Source organism: Flavobacterium shii (genome assembly GCF_025847235.1).
In the GTDB taxonomy this organism is placed as follows: Bacteria; Bacteroidota; Bacteroidia; order Flavobacteriales; family Flavobacteriaceae; genus Flavobacterium; species Flavobacterium shii.
Window position 1 is genome coordinate 20,861 of sequence record NZ_JAOZEW010000035.1, and the last position, 15,314, is coordinate 36,174.

Sequence of the window (15,314 nt, forward strand, 5' to 3'; positions counted from 1 at the left end):
AATAATGTTTTTAATTTAGAAACTATAGATTTTTATTTTATTCTAATTTATTTGAAAAGGGAAAATTGATTTTAAAATACATTAATATTCTTGTGATGTGTGTTTATACTTAAAATCAACGCCTCTATTTTTTTAATATAAAATCCTTAATTATTTTTTCCATGTTCGAGGGGAGATCAGCAGTTTTAATTTCAAAATGTTTTATTTTCATTTCTGTAAACCATTTACTCCAATATGCTTTGATTACTTTCTCTTCATAAGGATTGTTTTTAATCGGATTTATTCCTAAGACTAAAACTTCGAGATTGGATAGATCATCACCAGCTTTTATAAAACCGAATTTTTGATCTTGGAGTTTATTTTGCCAGTCTTTAGTGTTTAGATTATTTTTACGTATGAATTCAGGAGTGATATATGTAGTTAAGTTTCCTTCTTTTATTGTTGTTCCATCATAAAACATATAACCGTCAGTTAATAATATAAGTATATTTCTATATCCATTTTCAATGCATTGATCTTTAACTTTGTTGTCAAAAAAACTCCATATATCTGAGCCTATATAATTGTTGTCTTTTATTGCGGACTCATATATTTTTAATGTTTGAGTAGCATAATTTAGACTTATTGAGTTTAGAAAATCTTTTGACGCATTATTTTTATCAATAGTTATTCTTAAGTTTTTAGAAATGGAATTAATTTCAGCATTTAAAGGCTCAGGGTTAAAAAATAATTGCATTTTGTCATCAATCTGTCTTATTTTTTTTGATTTCAAATGTTTAGTAAAAGCTTCCGAAATTGATTTTATATATCCCAAATCTCTTTGATAATATTCCATAGTTGGATTTGGATTTTTTTTAAGACTAATTCTGTCCGATAAATCAAGTAGGATGCTAATATTATAATTTTCTGCCACAGGATTTTTAGTTGAAACCTCTTTTTCTTCCTTCTCAGAATCTCGTTTACATGAAAGAAATAAAACTAATAATAAAGGGATTACAATAATCGAAGATATTTTTTTCATGATGTTATTAGTTTTTAGAATATACCAAATGTTGAAAATCAGGATCAGTTAAGTTCAGTTTACTTAGATATTCCACTGAATAAAGTTCGCAGCTTTCCAATAACTCTGTTTTTTCTTTATGAGGTAAAGCGATTTCTGTATTAATGGCTTGAAACCATCCCTCTTTATATTGATGATGATAGTGCAGATATTCTTTTACAGGAAAAACAAAGCCATCTATTTTTGACTGAAGTTCGGATATTTTTCCAGTAATAGTAACTATCTGCTGTTTGAAATCATTGACTTTGTTAATGTAGTCTACTTTTAATTTTTCTAAATCAATAAGTTTTTCTTTTTTGCCTCTTATAAAAGCTCTTATTTTATCGATGTTTTCGAATTCTTTCATTACAAAATCAAAAACTAGCCCCCAAATAATATAAACTACAAACCCTGCAAATATGATCATCCAAAATTCAGCTTCACCCAATGCAATGTTTAAATTATAAGGTGAAGAGTCTGTCGTTTTATTAAACTCATATATTTTTTTCTCGATTTGGTAAGCCAATAAGGCATCAAACAAAAAGGTAGTAATAAATAAGGCAATCATTCTGAAAATGTTTTTTATGCCTTTTCCCTTTTGAACCATATGAATTACATAACCTAAACCCATAAAAACAAATGGAATTGTAATAACTAAAACGCCTTCTAACCAACTCGCTTTAAAAGAGTTTGTCAATGCATTTGCATCAAAAATTGCAGCTGTTAAGCTATCATTTGTAAATTCTTTAAAAAAAGCGGAATAAGATGCGGATATGTAGAATACTAATACATAAAGTGTTATGGGTAAAAGTAAAAATAAACCAATATAAAATTGAGCTTTTAATCCCTTGCCATCTTCAATCCCATATTTATCGGGATTGCGTTTTACTTCGATTATTTCGTTCTTTATAAGATCAATGTTATCATTAATATCCTGTTCTTTTTTCTCGTAAATACCTATCGCCGTTTCACATTTTTTGAGTTCGGTCCTGTTCTTTTCCTGCTCTTCTTTATATGGTTGTTTTAATCGATCTTGTTCAAGTTTTTGTTTTCTACATTGATCTTCAAAACTCATATATAAATTCTGAAGACATGCTTGTAAAACAATAGGCTTTCCAGTTGCTTTAATTGATGCAGCGAAGCCACTCTGATAATATGTTATTCTTATTTGTTCTCTGTCATTTTCATTTTCCTCATGTGTATCTACAGGAATATCTTCTGTTTTTTTTAAACTAAATAATTGTGCAAGTGGTTTCATAATTTAGGAATTTAATTGACTAATAATTTCTTCTTTTGGAATGTTTTTTTGTACACATTCGATGAGATAGTTTGAGAGTTCATTAATGTTTTCATCCAAAAAATTAAATTTCCTACAATATTTTTTAAGCATATTTAATTCATCATCTGTAATTTTTCCATCAGCCCAAATGATTCGTGTAAAATCATATAAATATTCTATTCGCGTACTGACTTCTTGAGGAGCAATCAACTCAAGATTAATCGGATTTAGGAAAATCTTATCAAGTTCCTCTTTAGGGATCCCTCTTTCATCAGCTAAATGATATAACATTTGAAGTTCTAATACATCAAATTGATCATCTGATAATGCCATTTGATATAATCTTAGGAAATGACTTTTTAATTCTAGTGTTATCATTGTTTAAATGTTTTTTTTAGGTAAATTTTCGCGAGCAATTCCATCACCATCAGCATCTAAATTTTTATAACATTTTTTGTTACTATTATATGTAGATTGAGCTTGTGCTTGTGTTGAAAAATCACCACAAGTTTTGGTTGGGCAATCTGTAGCATTTTTATTGTCTGGTTTGTCAGATGTTTCAGAGCAAGAAACAGCAAATCCCAATAGAGTCACTGCTAGTAATAGTACTGAGCATCCATTATTTTTATTTGAAAAAGATTTAGATCTTGTATTTGCGAAATGTCCCTGAACATATGTTCCGTTTTTTTTATAATATCCTTTTCTATATCCCATGATTATTGATGTTTTATGATGTAAATTAAAGCTGTTGCTGCTGCTCCTGTAAAAGCAAAGAATAAAACGTAGCCACTATTTTTTGCTTTACTAAAATTATTTTGATAGTTAATTCCTGATATTCCAGTTCTAATTGATAGTCTTTTTGGACTGATAGTTCCTTTGCTGGTTCTTAAACTTGGATAAATTCCGGATTTACTTAGATTTAATCCAAGTCCTCCCGCGAGTTTAATTCTTTTTTGAAATCGAAATCCCATGATAGATTAGCTTGAGTGGCAATCGTTGCAACAAGTTTTACATCCATCCGACTTAGAATAAATTTTCTTTGCTTCAGTAACTGCAAATTTGCAGTTTGAAAACTCTCCTAAATATTTTTTACTTATAATGTTTTTAAAATATAAACAGTCTTCTGTATGAATTTCATGATCCCCATTTGGTTGTGCGGTGTTATTTACATAGTATTTTTTCATAATTTTTGGTTTTAATTGTCTGTCTTGTGATTTCTATATAAATGTTTAGTAGTCGTTTCCTTTGTCCCCATTGAGGCTGTAAATGAAACAACTTTGTATTCCATTATTTTCTTTTTTTGTAATGATTGTTAGTACTCGAGTTTTTATATTTTCCTCCTTTGTGAGAACTTCCTTTTCCATTTTTGTAATGGCCACTTTGTGCATCAATGTTATTACTTAGAATAAAAAAGAAAAGAGTAAATAAAATGGTTAGTTTTTTCATGTTTTTTGTTTTAAATTATTTATATGTCAAACTTAAGCCCATTGTAAAACAGTTTATTACGGTTTTCCGCATTCAGTAAAATAATAAATAAAAAAAATAAAGAGATCAGTTTTTATAGAAGTAGAGCTATAATAAGAAGAGGATTAGAAAAAGCATTTTAAATAGATTTATATTTTTTTGTATCTATTTATAATTGCAAGTATGAGTAGTACGATTAGAAAAATTAAGATAGCTGGAATGCAAAGGAATCTCCAATCCAGCTCAATATATCCTGATATAGCGCCTAAAATTACTATACCAAAAAACAATAAGAAACAAAGGTGAATTGTTTTAAATATAATTTTGTTTTTGGGAGAGATACTTCTTGTCAGGCACTTTTTTGACAGAAGTATAAAATAATTGTTCTTCATAAAATAAGTTTTGGAATGCCAAACTTATAAATATGCAATAGCGTATCCTTACGGAAATCCGTAAAGTGAGTAGATGAGAAAAAATAAATTTTTATATTAAGCCTAAATCCTTTGCAATTGCCACAAGATGCGTTGGATTATTGGCTTTAAAGTAGACTTTAAGTTTGTTAATGCGTTTTTCGATAGTACTTTTACTATTAGGAGTAATGCCAACTTCTTTAAATTTAGCTTCCATATTATCCTGAGAGACACCTATTGAGAGATATTTTATAAGTTGAATATCATAATTATCTATTTCATTAGTCGTTTTATCCTGAAGAATGTAGTTTAATTCTTGAGGAAGATATTTTTTATCAGAATTAAAAGCATTCAGAATTGCTTTTTTTAATTCCGGGATACTATTACGTCCTTTCATGACAAAGCCATTTACATCATATTTATCAAATAGAGACTTTATGCGGTAGGCTTTATCTTCAATAGAAAATGCGATTATCTTAATTTCAGGAAATAATAGCTTTACAGCTGCAATAAGTTCTTCACCCGAATTTAGATTAGTTTCTCTATGATCAGGTTTAAAAGATAAATCTGTTATTAATAACTGATAAGGTAGATTATCAAGGAGCCCTTTTTTTATTTTAAGCAAAGCATCATCACAATATTTGGCATATTCTATTTCGGGAACATTTAGTTCTTCAAGAACTTGAACAACAGCAATATCATTAAAATCTATATCTTCGGCTATTAAAACTTTTGTAAACATATGCGTATATTATTTTGGAAATGAAATTTTTGCTTTTAGCCCTTTGTTAGGCTCAGATTCAAAAGTAAGAGTTCCTTTTATGCTTTGGATACGGTTTTCCGCATTTTTAAGACCATTTCTTAAATTTATTTTTTCACTAAAACCAATACCATTATCAGAATAACTTATTTTTATTTGTTTATCATTTTCTTCAAAACCAATAATAACAAATGTACATTGGCTATGTTTTTTCATATTGACAAGTAATTCTTGTAAGACTCTGTAAATTGCAATTTTCTTTTCAGCTTCAATTTTCGACCAATTAATATCGTTATTGTCTTTAATAATTACGTTTATCTCATTACTATTATAGCTAGATAACATTTCCTTTAATTCACTTTCAAAATTTTCTCCTGTATCTATAGTACTGTTTTGTCTGGAGATATTGCGAGTTCCAGAATAAATAGTGTCCAAATTTGAAAGAAGAATTTCTTTGTTTTCAGGGGATGATAAGTCTTTTGTTTCTGCTAAAACTATTGTGTGGTATACATCATTGGCAAGTTCATCATGTAATTTTTTCGAAAGCCGTGTTTCAGATTCGTAGATTGCAGCCGTTTTTTCTCGTCTTCCTTTTGTTGTTAAGTAGTAATAAAGGAATAAAAGAAAACCTAATATTAGCCCAATTACAATGACTAAGATAAGACTTCGGTTTTTTTCCCGTTCCAATTGTAAATCATTTTCAGCTTTTTGAGCTTTGAGTTTCAGGTTTTCTTCCCGGTCCTTTTTAGAATCGTATTTTATCTTTGCAAATTGATTCTTTGCCTTTTGTCTTGTTTTTGTGATGCTGTCATTTATTTTTAAGAAGAGAACGGTTTTGTCCTTTAATTCATTCCCATTTGAATTTTTAATTAATAATTTTAATGATATCAGGCGATCATCTACATTATTTACTTCGGTAGCTTTTTGGTATGCCAAGTTTGCATATCGATTGGCAAGAGTATTATTATAATTAGTGTAGTATTCTGAAAGGTGATTATAACTTGTTGTCATCCCAAAATAATTTTTTTCTTTTTCTCTTATTTTTAGAGAATAATCTAAATATTTTACAGCTTGCGGATTTTTCAACTTGTAATAGCAATAACCTAAGTTATCATTAATTCGGGCATTGTTTTCTGGATTTGTTTTAACTTCTTTTTTTTGAATTAATAGTAGAAGAATTTTAAGAGCTTCTTTGAAGTTGTGCTTATCCATGTAAATCACTGCAATATTGTTTTTAAGGATTACTTTTTGTAATTCATCATTTGTTTGTTTATATGCTAGATTGTAATAATATATGGCATTGTCGTAATCTGTAAGGTTTTGATAATTGATTGCCAATATATTATAAATAGCACATTTGTAGTAGGATTTGGTAGAATTATTGAAGAATGAAATGGCTTCGGTTGCATTAGTTTCACTACCAGTATAATCACTTTGGATTTGCTGAGTAGATGCCATTTTTAATAAAGAATAAATTATTTTTTCATTCTCATTCGTATTACATATTAACTTGGATTTATTATAATAATAAAAAGCACTATCATATACATGGTCATTGAAATGTTTATCCGCAATATCTAATAGAGCATTGTAATTTCTATCGTTAGATTCGTTTACTTGTACAATTATTTTTTGTTTTTTACAAGAGATTGATACTATTATTAGTATAAAAATAAAAATCGGGAAATGGACCTTTAAAAGTTTCATTTCCCGAAAATACTGAAAATTAATTAAATAATTCCCCACTTATTTAAAACTTTGATTATGGCTTTGGAGGGGGAATTGGAGTTTGTCCGTTTTGTCCATCACCTGGAGTGCTTGCAGAAACATTTAATTTATTACTATTCTGAGTAGGATCATCATCGTTACTACATGAGACAAAAGTTAAGCCTATTAAAGCTAAACATACAATTGATAATTTTTTTTTCATTTTCGATGGTTTAGGTTAAAGGCTAAATATATGAAATTAATTTAATAAAATTATTTTGGTCTTGGTACAGGGATTTGCCCTGTTTGATCACCTCCAGAATCACCTGGGTATTCTGCAGATACTTTCATTTTTTCTTTTGTTTTTATTGTATCATCATCATTAGTACAAGATACAAATGCCATACAGACTACTATAAAATACGATATTGCTATAATTTTTTTCATTTTTTTGGAATTTAGAAATTAGACATAATTCATCCTGTCCGATTTTTGAAATCGAAATTTTGAACTGATTTTTCAAACCGCTTCTGGCGGAATGTTCTTTGTTTTTTGAGGGAAGTAAAGCGTGTAGAAACAGTATGATTTTTATTTATACTTCCTGGATAAACTCGGTCTTACGGTTTTACGCACTTTTTTAAAGAACTAGTTTTGTACATTTGTTTTAACCTGCAGATTAAACCGCTAACTAATTCTAAGGCAAAGAAATGGCAGTCTTGGCGGAGTATTGAGATGAAATTCCAGTAATGCTGATAATTCTGTTTATTGCTGCAAAATGTTTAACAATTCCGATAAATGCTTATGAGTAAAATTACTTTTGAAGAATATAAAAAAGCTATAAAGACAAAATACCAAACTTTTAAATTGGAAGAACCTACAGGCATTTTGTTGAATCTTTCACCTGCACAATTGCGAAATTTATGTTTAATTACTTTTGATAAATCATTATCAGTAAATGATGAAAATACATTTAGAGTATTTCTAAACACGAAAGAAGGAGAGGATTTAAGGAGAGCAATTGAGAGATTTGAAATTGCAAAATTTCGACCTATTATTTCTTTCTTAACAGGAGAGAAAGAATCAGATAATAGTGCAAGAATTGAATTAGCAGCAATTTTGGTAGATTTTGAGAAGAGACCATATAATAGGTTTTTAAGAGAAGAATTGGTTACAAATACTCCAAAATCTGGTTTGAGTGAAATTTTGGCTCCTATTAAAAAAGAGATTGAATCATCATTTATAGATAAAGATGTACAAATTAGATCTTTTGTTGGAGGGACAAACAAGTCAATTTCAATAAAAAACACCATTAAGAAACCTTACTTAATCTTATTGACATGCATTTTTATATTAAGTGGATCATTTGCAATTTGGAGTTTTAATGAAGAAGAAAATTGTATGGTTTGGAATAAGGATCATTATGAAGAAGTACCTTGTGAAAATGTATCTAATACAATGACATTATTCAGTCCTGTAATTATGAAGAAAGACGAAGGGTTAATCTCTAATTTTAAAAAAATTAAGGCTTGCGATACAACTAGTTTTTTTAAAATGGGAAAACCATGTATTTGGTACGGAAAGTCTTTTGATGGAAGTTATGATTGTTTTTCGGCTCCAGGCTTACATCCTGAAACAGGGAAAACGTTAAAACCAATTACACAATATATTATAGATAAGCACATTTTAAAAAATAAAGAGTAGTTCGTATGAATTTGATTTTATAGGAATATCAGTTTAGTAAAAAACCAATCGTAAGATTGGTTTTTTATATAAGTAATTTATGTTTTAGAGTGAAAGAGGTTAAATTACAGATTTGTTGTTATGTATTTGTAAAACAGGTATTTATACGTTGTTTGTGTTTGTTTTATTATTGTTACTTTATTCTTGTTTTTAGATATAATAAATAGATTTAGAAAGACTATTGTGTAATTACTGTATAGTTTGTTACTGGTGTTGGTTAATCAATTAAGTTTTGACTTTTAGACACTCATTTATAAGGATGAAAAATTGAGTTATTGGGAGGTTGAGTTAAAAGGATACCACGATATAATGACTAGATATGTACCCTAGGCCCTTAAGAAATTTCATTATCACAAATCGATGAGAGTGTGTTTATGATAGCACATACATAATTGCATTTTTATTTAATAATTTAAAACGATATTCAATGGACTTAAAAAAAAAGCTAGAACAAATTGGTCAACAGCCAGACATGATTCTTATCATTACAGATGAGCAAAGAGCAACACAACATTTTCCGCCAGGTTGGGAAGAAAAAAATCTTCCGACGCTCACATTTCTTAAAGAAAACGGATTTAGTTTCGATAGAGCATTTTGCAATACCTGTATGTGCTCGCCAAGTCGAGCTACACTATTTACAGGAATGTATCCTGCCAAGCATGGAGTTAGCCAGACATTAACAGAAGGCGGGCTTTTATCACCACAAGAACCAACACTAGATAACACCTTGCCAAACATTATGAATGTACTTTGGGCAGATGGATATGATGTTCAGTACAGAGGGAAATGGCATATGAGTAAAGGAGTTGCGCCCAATGGTACAAAGACCAATTACGATGATTTAACACCAGCCGATATTTCATTATTTGGTGCAATGGGTTGGGTTGCACCAGATGCGGGGGAAGATGTTAACCCACTTAATTTTGGAGGAGGTTATGCAAATCATGATGCAAGATACACCACAGAGGCAATACAATATCTGAAGGAAGTAAAAGTAAGAAGAGCTGAAGGAGATTATAAGCCGTATTGTCTAATTCTTTCACTTGTTAATCCACATGATGTTCTTGCTTATCCTAAAACAGCTGGTACTTCAGGCTATCACACAGATACTTGGTCTGGTAGAGAAATTGGACTTCCTGTTACAGTAAATGAAAATTTACTTGAAAACAAAAAGCCAATGGCTCAAGAGCAAATTCTAATTAATATGGCTCTAAGCTTAGGTACTATAGCTACTCCAGAGGAAAAACTGAATTATATTAATTTTTATGGTTATTTATTAAGTCATGTTGACAAAGAAATAGGCTATCTAATCAAAGAATTATATAAAGAAGATGAGAATGGAAAAAAATTGGCAGATTCTGCAATTGTTACCTTAACATCAGATCATGGCGAGATGGGTTTAGCTCATGGAGGATTGCGTCAGAAAACCTTCGTGGCCTACGAAGAGGCATTAAGAGTACCACTTGTAATCTCTAATCCTATTTTATTTAAAGATCAAGAAATAAAAAAATCTATGGCATTGGCAACTTTAGCCGATATTATGCCAACATTCATAGAAATTGCCAATGTATCAAATCCGCCTACAGGACTTGCAGGAACAAGTTTACTACCCATTATAGAACATGGAACGCCAGTTCAGGAAAGCATTTTGTTTACTTATGATGATATAAAAGCAGGGTCAAATAGTAATTGGACAATTGTAAAAGCAGCTAATCGTATTCGTTGTATAAGAACAGAAAAATGGAAATTCGATTATTACTTTGATGCCTCAAGTGCATACTTCAAACAATACGAACTATACGATTTAGTAAATGATCCGTTAGAAATTATCAATCTTGCATATGATCCAGGTTATAGTGAAATAAGAATGGAATTAGAAGAACAACTACATCAGCTCGAGGTAGACAAACTTTGGGTAAATGCCCCCACAGACGTATTCAATACAGTAAAATTCAACTAAAGATAATTAACGACATAGTAATGTAAAAGGGAAACTAATTAATAATATAAAAACACACATTATGTCGGAAAATTTAAAGCAAGTAGAAAATGCAGTTAGTTATATGGATTTTAATAATCCAAACGGACAAACAACTATACAAGGAATAAGAGGAGTTTCTGGATCTGAAAATGTTTATATAACAGCAAGTTTGTTAGGGCAAAATAATATTGTTCAGGGGCTGATTTATGAAGGCAAGCTATTAGGTAATGGTAATGAAGGGAAATGGAATATTATAAATTTTCCAAGTACCACATCAGAGATAGTTACCAATACCTCTTGTTATGGACCAAATAACGGGACTAATGGGAACATACAAATTGTAGGATCTTATAAGATATCAACATCTAGCGGAGGATTCCCAAGCGGAAATCTTGGATTTTATTATGAAGGACCACTTGACGGTTCAGGAACATGGACACCAGTAACCCCAAATGGAGGAAATACAAATAATGTATTCGTTCATAGCGTTATGGGAGGAATTGCAGTTGGTAATTATGATGTAGAAAACGATAAAAATGGATATGCATTTCTATATGATATAGCTACAAAAGAATATACAGGATTTAAATTGCCAGATTCATTAACTAATACATTATATGGTATTTGGCATAACGGAGGTAATAGCTATACGTTAACAGGAGGATATACCAGCCCTAAATTCGGTAAACTGAGCCAGGCATTCCTAGTGGATTATGATTCTAAAACAAAACAAATTAGTAATCTAAAATCATTTAGTTATAAAAACGAAGCTGTTCTATCGATAATTACACATTTTGAAGGCATTACAACTTCTTCGGATAAAGGCTATAATTTGGCAGCCGATTGGATAACAATAAATGGAGAGGATAGTGGAGCATCATTTGTTTCCGTAAATCGAAATACCGATGGCACGTTTGGAGAAGCTAATTGGGTAGATATTGAATTTCCAAATTCAAGTATTACAAGTGCTAATACAGTATACCAAAATAATATCTTAGGTATTTATGCAGTAAAGAATGATTCAGGTACAACAACAATTTCTTCATTCACAGCCAAAGTCGATAAAGATAAGTAGATACTAAGACTAAAGATATTTTTAAGTATGGTATTAAAAACAAAAAGCCCAATCGCAAGATTGGGCTTTTATATAAGTAAGTAATATAAATTGAGTTTATAAAACGTTTATTTTACTTTGTTAAGTATTGCTTTGAAAGCTTCTGGGTGATTCATTGCTAAATCTGCAAGAACTTTACGGTTCAATTCGATTCCGTTAGCTTTAACTTTCCCCATGAATTGAGAATAAGACATTCCTTCCAATCTAGCTCCAGCGTTGATACGTTGAATCCATAATGCACGGAAATTTCTTTTATTCACTTTTCTGTCACGGTAAGCGTAGCACATTGCTTTCTCTACCGCATTTTTAGCAACTGTCCAAACGTTTTTACGTCTACCAAAGAAACCTTTGGCTTGCTTCATTATCTTTTTTCTTCTTGCTCTTTTAGCAACTGAATTTACTGATCTTGGCATAATTTTTATGTGTTTTTGTAGATGGCGTCCCGAATTTAATCAAGGGAACTTATTGGCCATACTCCAAGGTTATTTTTAAATGTTTTAACCTAAAGAATTATTAGATAATTCTTAATTGTTGTTTGATGCTTTTCATATCTGTTTTGTGAACTAGCGCTGAATGTGTCAAAGCTAATTTACGTTTTTTAGATTTTTTAGTCAAGATGTGACTTTTAAAAGCATGCTTTCTTTTAATCTTTCCAGAACCAGTAACTTTAAAACGTTTCTTGGCGCTAGATTTTGTTTTCATTTTAGGCATTTTTCCTAGTGTTTTAATTTATTCTTACTTACTTATTTTTTTTGTCTAAAGTTTAAATGTCTAAAGTTTAAAAGTCAACTTGTTAACTTTTGACTTTAGGACTTTCGGCTTTAAGACTTATTTCTTCTTCTTTGGAGCAATGAACATAATCATTCTCTTTCCTTCCAGAACTGGCATAGCTTCTACTTTACCGTGTTCTTCTAAATCTGTTGCTAAGCGTAATAATAAAATTTGTCCTTGATCTTTATAGATAATAGAACGTCCTTTAAAGAAAACGAAAGCTTTTAGTTTAGCACCCTCTTTCAGGAATTTCTCAGCATTCTTCCTCTTAAATTCATAATCATGCTCATCTGTCTGAGGACCAAAACGAATTTCTTTAACTACAACTTGCGTTGATTTAGCTTTTAAAACCTTATCACGTTTCTTTTGTTCGTAAACAAATTTCTTGTAATCCATGATTTTACAAACCGGTGGCTCAGCGTTTGGCGATATCTCAACTAGATCCAATTCAAATTGATCAGCTAAACGTAAAGCTTCTGCAAGCTTAAATACACCCGGTTCGATGTTTTCGCCTACTAGTCTTACTTCTTGTACACCACGAATAAGATTATTTATTCTGTGTGCATCTTTTTTTTCTACGCGAGGTTGGTAACCTCTGTTGCTTCTTATTGCTATGACTTTATAATTTAAGTTAAACTGTAAATACTTTTAATGTCTTTTTTATTTCTTCGTCTACAATTGCGACAAATTCATCAATTGTAACTGTAATATTTCCTTTACCTTCTTGACCGTGACGACGAATAGAAATTGTTCCGTTTTTCTCCTCTTCCTCACCTACGATTAGCATAAACGGTAGTTTTTGCATTTCAGCATCTCTAATTTTCTTACCTATTGTTTCACTTCTGTTGTCAATTAGGGCGCGAATTTCGTGATTTTCTAGCAAATCTAAAACTTTTTTAGCATATATTTCATATTTCTCGCTCAAAGACAAGATTATAGCCTGTTCAGGCATTAGCCAAAGTGGGAAATTTCCTGCTGTGTGTTCTAGCAAAATTGCAATAAAACGTTCCATAGAACCAAAAGGTGCTCTGTGAATCATTACAGGTCTATGTAATTCATTGTCAGCTCCTTTGTAAGTTAATTCAAAACGCTCAGGTAAGTTGTAGTCAACCTGGATAGTTCCTAGTTGCCATTGTCTTCCTAAAGCATCCTTAACCATAAAATCTAGCTTAGGGCCGTAAAAAGCAGCTTCACCATACTCAACAACAGTGTTTAAGCCTTTGTCGGCAGCAGCATTGATAATTGCATTCTCAGCTTTTTCCCAGTTTTCATCACTACCAATATATTTATCTCTATTTTCTTTATCACGTAAAGAAATCTGAGCCGTAAAGTTTTCAAAACCTAAAGAACCAAATACGTAAAGAACCAAGTCAATTACCTTCTTAAACTCTTCATCCAACTGTTCAGGAGTACAAAAAATATGCGCATCATCCTGAGTAAACCCGCGCACGCGAGTTAAACCATGTAATTCACCACTTTGTTCATATCTGTATACAGTACCAAATTCAGCATAACGCTTCGGTAAATCTTTATACGACCAAGGTCTTACGTTATAAATCTCACAGTGGTGAGGACAGTTCATAGGTTTCAATAAAAACTCTTCCCCTTCAGCAGGAGTATGAATAGGTTGGAAACTATCAGCACCATATTTTGCATAGTGACCAGAAGTAACATATAGTTCTTTTTGTCCAATATGTGGAGTGACCACTTGCTCGTAACCAGCTTTTTTCTGTGCTTTTTTCAAGAATTGCTCAAGTCTATCGCGTAAAGCAGCGCCTTTAGGTAGCCATAATGGTAAGCCGGCACCAACTTTTTGAGAAAAAGCAAATAATTCAAGTTCTTTACCTAATTTACGGTGATCACGACGTTTCGCCTCTTCAAGAAGTTCCAGGTATTCAGTTAAATCCTTTTGTTTAGGAAAAGAAGTTCCGTAAACACGAGTTAATTGTTTGTTTTTCTCATCACCTCTCCAATAAGCACCAGCAACACTCATGACTTTCATAGCCTTGATGATTCCAGTATTCGGAATATGACCACCACGGCATAAGTCAGTAAAAGTAGCATGATCACAAAATGTGATTGTTCCGTCTTCAAGATTAGAGATTAATTCAGTTTTGTATACGTTATCCTTGTATAATTCCAAAGCTTCAGCTTTGCTTACAGGGCGCATTTTAAATTCATGTTTGCCTCTTGAAATTTCAAGAACACGATCTTCAATCTTTTTAAAGTCAGCGTCAGTTATCTTTTGGTCACCAAAATCAACATCATAATAAAAACCATTAGAGATAGCAGGTCCTAGAGTTAATTTAATTCCAGGAAAAAGCTCCTCAAGAGCTTGAGCCATTACGTGCGAAGTCGAGTGCCAAAAAGCTTTTTTACCTTCAGCATCATTCCATGTATATAAAATAAGACTACCATCCGTCGTCAGTGGAGTTTCGGTTTCAATAGTTGTACCATTAAAAGAAGCCGAAATAACGTTTCGAGCAAATCCTTCACTAATGCTTTTCGCAACCTCCATAGGAGTTACGCCAGCAGCAAACTCTCTAATTGACCCATCGGGCAAAGTAATCTTAATCATTGTTTATAATTTTATGAATGCAAATATAGTGGATTACAAAAATACATACAATATATATGTATAAGTTTATACTATATATAGGAGTAGATTTTTATAAGGAGCTTAATCCTGCTATACGCTCCAATCTTTTATGCCGAACCACGGCATAAAAGGATTTCTGCTTCTATCAGGGCTAGGAGAGTAAGTTTGGGTAATAAGAGGTGCTTTATAGTATAAGAAGTGTCTGGTATTTTGTGCTGACTATAATAATAGGTAAGTATAATGGTTTGGTTGCAATATTAAGGTAGGAATGTCTTGAATTTCTCTTTAGGATGGATGCAAAGAAGGCTTTTGTATCGATGAGTTATTAAAAAAGAGGGTGTTTTGGTGAATATCTTGTAATAATGATGTGTTTAGAGTTGGCTTTTTTATTGAAAACGCAAAACAGTTAAGAAAATTCTTAAAAATAGAGACTTTTGTTAAAATGTAAAC

At 31.2% G+C, this 15,314-nt stretch carries 18 protein-coding genes; 3 read left to right on the forward strand and 15 right to left on the reverse strand.

What is annotated here, in order from left to right:
* Nucleotides 1-124: 124 nt before the first annotated feature.
* The 11 genes from OIU83_RS22420 to OIU83_RS22470 form a co-directional block, all read right to left on the reverse strand.
* A complete protein-coding gene (locus OIU83_RS22420) occupies nt 125-1,021 on the reverse strand; it encodes a hypothetical protein (protein WP_264208505.1) in 897 nt (298 codons plus the stop codon).
* A gap of 7 nt (nt 1,022-1,028) precedes the next feature.
* Complete coding sequence (locus OIU83_RS22425) at nt 1,029-2,297, reverse strand: ABC transporter permease (RefSeq protein ID WP_264208506.1); 1,269 nt, start codon at nt 2,295-2,297, stop codon at nt 1,029-1,031.
* A 3-nt stretch (nt 2,298-2,300) separates the two neighbouring features.
* On the reverse strand, nt 2,301-2,696 hold the full coding sequence (locus OIU83_RS22430; RefSeq protein ID WP_264208507.1) for a hypothetical protein: 396 nt from the start codon (nt 2,694-2,696) through the stop codon (nt 2,301-2,303).
* Between the two features lie 3 nt (nt 2,697-2,699).
* Nucleotides 2,700-3,032 carry an excalibur calcium-binding domain-containing protein gene (locus OIU83_RS22435; RefSeq protein WP_264208508.1) on the reverse strand — a complete coding sequence of 111 codons (333 nt, stop codon included), beginning with the start codon at nt 3,030-3,032 and terminating at the stop codon, nt 2,700-2,702.
* Between the two features lie 2 nt (nt 3,033-3,034).
* Nucleotides 3,035-3,289 carry a DUF4236 domain-containing protein gene (locus OIU83_RS22440; protein WP_264208509.1) on the reverse strand — a complete coding sequence of 85 codons (255 nt, stop codon included), beginning with the start codon at nt 3,287-3,289 and terminating at the stop codon, nt 3,035-3,037.
* A gap of 6 nt (nt 3,290-3,295) precedes the next feature.
* The gene (locus OIU83_RS22445; protein ID WP_264208510.1) at nt 3,296-3,502 is read right to left on the reverse strand and encodes a hypothetical protein; all 207 of its coding nucleotides are present in this window, start codon (nt 3,500-3,502) and stop codon (nt 3,296-3,298) included.
* Nucleotides 3,503-3,605: 103 nt separating this feature from the next.
* Nucleotides 3,606-3,764 carry a hypothetical protein gene (locus tag OIU83_RS22450; protein ID WP_264208511.1) on the reverse strand — a complete coding sequence of 53 codons (159 nt, stop codon included), beginning with the start codon at nt 3,762-3,764 and terminating at the stop codon, nt 3,606-3,608.
* A gap of 501 nt (nt 3,765-4,265) precedes the next feature.
* Nucleotides 4,266-4,934, reverse strand: a complete 669-nt coding sequence (locus OIU83_RS22455; RefSeq protein ID WP_264208512.1) for a response regulator — start codon at nt 4,932-4,934, stop codon at nt 4,266-4,268.
* 9 nt (nt 4,935-4,943) lie between these two features.
* Entirely contained in the window at nt 4,944-6,410 is a 1,467-nt protein-coding gene (locus OIU83_RS22460; protein WP_264208513.1) for a tetratricopeptide repeat-containing sensor histidine kinase, read from the reverse strand.
* Between the two features lie 304 nt (nt 6,411-6,714).
* A complete protein-coding gene (locus OIU83_RS22465; RefSeq protein WP_264208514.1) occupies nt 6,715-6,882 on the reverse strand; it encodes a hypothetical protein in 168 nt (55 codons plus the stop codon).
* Between the two features lie 50 nt (nt 6,883-6,932).
* On the reverse strand, nt 6,933-7,106 hold the full coding sequence (locus OIU83_RS22470; RefSeq protein WP_264208515.1) for a hypothetical protein: 174 nt from the start codon (nt 7,104-7,106) through the stop codon (nt 6,933-6,935).
* A 354-nt stretch (nt 7,107-7,460) separates the two neighbouring features.
* Between OIU83_RS22470 and OIU83_RS22475 the strand changes: the two genes are divergently transcribed.
* The 3 genes from OIU83_RS22475 to OIU83_RS22485 all read left to right on the forward strand — a co-directional run bounded on the left by OIU83_RS22475 (nt 7,461) and on the right by OIU83_RS22485 (nt 11,455).
* Nucleotides 7,461-8,360, forward strand: a complete 900-nt coding sequence (locus OIU83_RS22475) for a hypothetical protein (RefSeq protein WP_264208516.1) — start codon at nt 7,461-7,463, stop codon at nt 8,358-8,360.
* 466 nt (nt 8,361-8,826) lie between these two features.
* A complete protein-coding gene (locus tag OIU83_RS22480; RefSeq protein WP_264208517.1) occupies nt 8,827-10,359 on the forward strand; it encodes a sulfatase-like hydrolase/transferase in 1,533 nt (510 codons plus the stop codon).
* 61 nt (nt 10,360-10,420) lie between these two features.
* A complete protein-coding gene (locus tag OIU83_RS22485; protein WP_264208518.1) occupies nt 10,421-11,455 on the forward strand; it encodes a hypothetical protein in 1,035 nt (344 codons plus the stop codon).
* Nucleotides 11,456-11,562: 107 nt separating this feature from the next.
* Here the strand turns inward: OIU83_RS22485 and rplT are convergent, their stop codons facing one another.
* The 4 genes from rplT to thrS form a co-directional block, all read right to left on the reverse strand.
* Nucleotides 11,563-11,907: a 50S ribosomal protein L20 gene (gene rplT / locus OIU83_RS22490; RefSeq protein WP_035623056.1), complete on the reverse strand. Its 345-nt coding sequence runs from the start codon at nt 11,905-11,907 to the stop codon at nt 11,563-11,565.
* A gap of 100 nt (nt 11,908-12,007) precedes the next feature.
* Complete coding sequence (gene rpmI / locus OIU83_RS22495; protein ID WP_022827375.1) at nt 12,008-12,205, reverse strand: 50S ribosomal protein L35; 198 nt, start codon at nt 12,203-12,205, stop codon at nt 12,008-12,010.
* 117 nt (nt 12,206-12,322) lie between these two features.
* Nucleotides 12,323-12,874 (reverse strand): translation initiation factor IF-3, encoded by a 552-nt coding sequence (infC, locus tag OIU83_RS22500; RefSeq protein WP_081491471.1) that lies wholly within the window; start codon nt 12,872-12,874, stop codon nt 12,323-12,325.
* 22 nt (nt 12,875-12,896) lie between these two features.
* Complete coding sequence (thrS, locus tag OIU83_RS22505) at nt 12,897-14,843, reverse strand: threonine--tRNA ligase (RefSeq protein WP_264208519.1); 1,947 nt, start codon at nt 14,841-14,843, stop codon at nt 12,897-12,899.
* Between the last annotated feature and the right edge of the window lie 471 nt (nt 14,844-15,314).

What these genes read in the sequence shown, in the direction of transcription:
- OIU83_RS22420 (WP_264208505.1), bottom strand. Translation starts at nt 1,021, where the DNA reads ATGAAAAAAATATCTTCGATTATTGTAATCCCTTTATTATTAGTTTTA.
- OIU83_RS22425 (WP_264208506.1), bottom strand. Translation starts at nt 2,297, where the DNA reads ATGAAACCACTTGCACAATTATTTAGTTTAAAAAAAACAGAAGATATT.
- OIU83_RS22430 (WP_264208507.1), bottom strand. Translation starts at nt 2,696, where the DNA reads ATGATAACACTAGAATTAAAAAGTCATTTCCTAAGATTATATCAAATG.
- OIU83_RS22435 (WP_264208508.1), bottom strand. Translation starts at nt 3,032, where the DNA reads ATGGGATATAGAAAAGGATATTATAAAAAAAACGGAACATATGTTCAG.
- OIU83_RS22440 (WP_264208509.1), bottom strand. Translation starts at nt 3,289, where the DNA reads ATGGGATTTCGATTTCAAAAAAGAATTAAACTCGCGGGAGGACTTGGA.
- OIU83_RS22445 (WP_264208510.1), bottom strand. Translation starts at nt 3,502, where the DNA reads ATGAAAAAATACTATGTAAATAACACCGCACAACCAAATGGGGATCAT.
- OIU83_RS22450 (WP_264208511.1), bottom strand. Translation starts at nt 3,764, where the DNA reads ATGAAAAAACTAACCATTTTATTTACTCTTTTCTTTTTTATTCTAAGT.
- OIU83_RS22455 (WP_264208512.1), bottom strand. Translation starts at nt 4,934, where the DNA reads ATGTTTACAAAAGTTTTAATAGCCGAAGATATAGATTTTAATGATATT.
- OIU83_RS22460 (WP_264208513.1), bottom strand. Translation starts at nt 6,410, where the DNA reads ATGGCATCTACTCAGCAAATCCAAAGTGATTATACTGGTAGTGAAACT.
- OIU83_RS22465 (WP_264208514.1), bottom strand. Translation starts at nt 6,882, where the DNA reads ATGAAAAAAAAATTATCAATTGTATGTTTAGCTTTAATAGGCTTAACT.
- OIU83_RS22470 (WP_264208515.1), bottom strand. Translation starts at nt 7,106, where the DNA reads ATGAAAAAAATTATAGCAATATCGTATTTTATAGTAGTCTGTATGGCA.
- OIU83_RS22475 (WP_264208516.1), top strand. Translation starts at nt 7,461, where the DNA reads ATGAGTAAAATTACTTTTGAAGAATATAAAAAAGCTATAAAGACAAAA.
- OIU83_RS22480 (WP_264208517.1), top strand. Translation starts at nt 8,827, where the DNA reads ATGGACTTAAAAAAAAAGCTAGAACAAATTGGTCAACAGCCAGACATG.
- OIU83_RS22485 (WP_264208518.1), top strand. Translation starts at nt 10,421, where the DNA reads ATGTCGGAAAATTTAAAGCAAGTAGAAAATGCAGTTAGTTATATGGAT.
- rplT (WP_035623056.1), bottom strand. Translation starts at nt 11,907, where the DNA reads ATGCCAAGATCAGTAAATTCAGTTGCTAAAAGAGCAAGAAGAAAAAAG.
- rpmI (WP_022827375.1), bottom strand. Translation starts at nt 12,205, where the DNA reads ATGCCTAAAATGAAAACAAAATCTAGCGCCAAGAAACGTTTTAAAGTT.
- thrS (WP_264208519.1), bottom strand. Translation starts at nt 14,843, where the DNA reads ATGATTAAGATTACTTTGCCCGATGGGTCAATTAGAGAGTTTGCTGCT.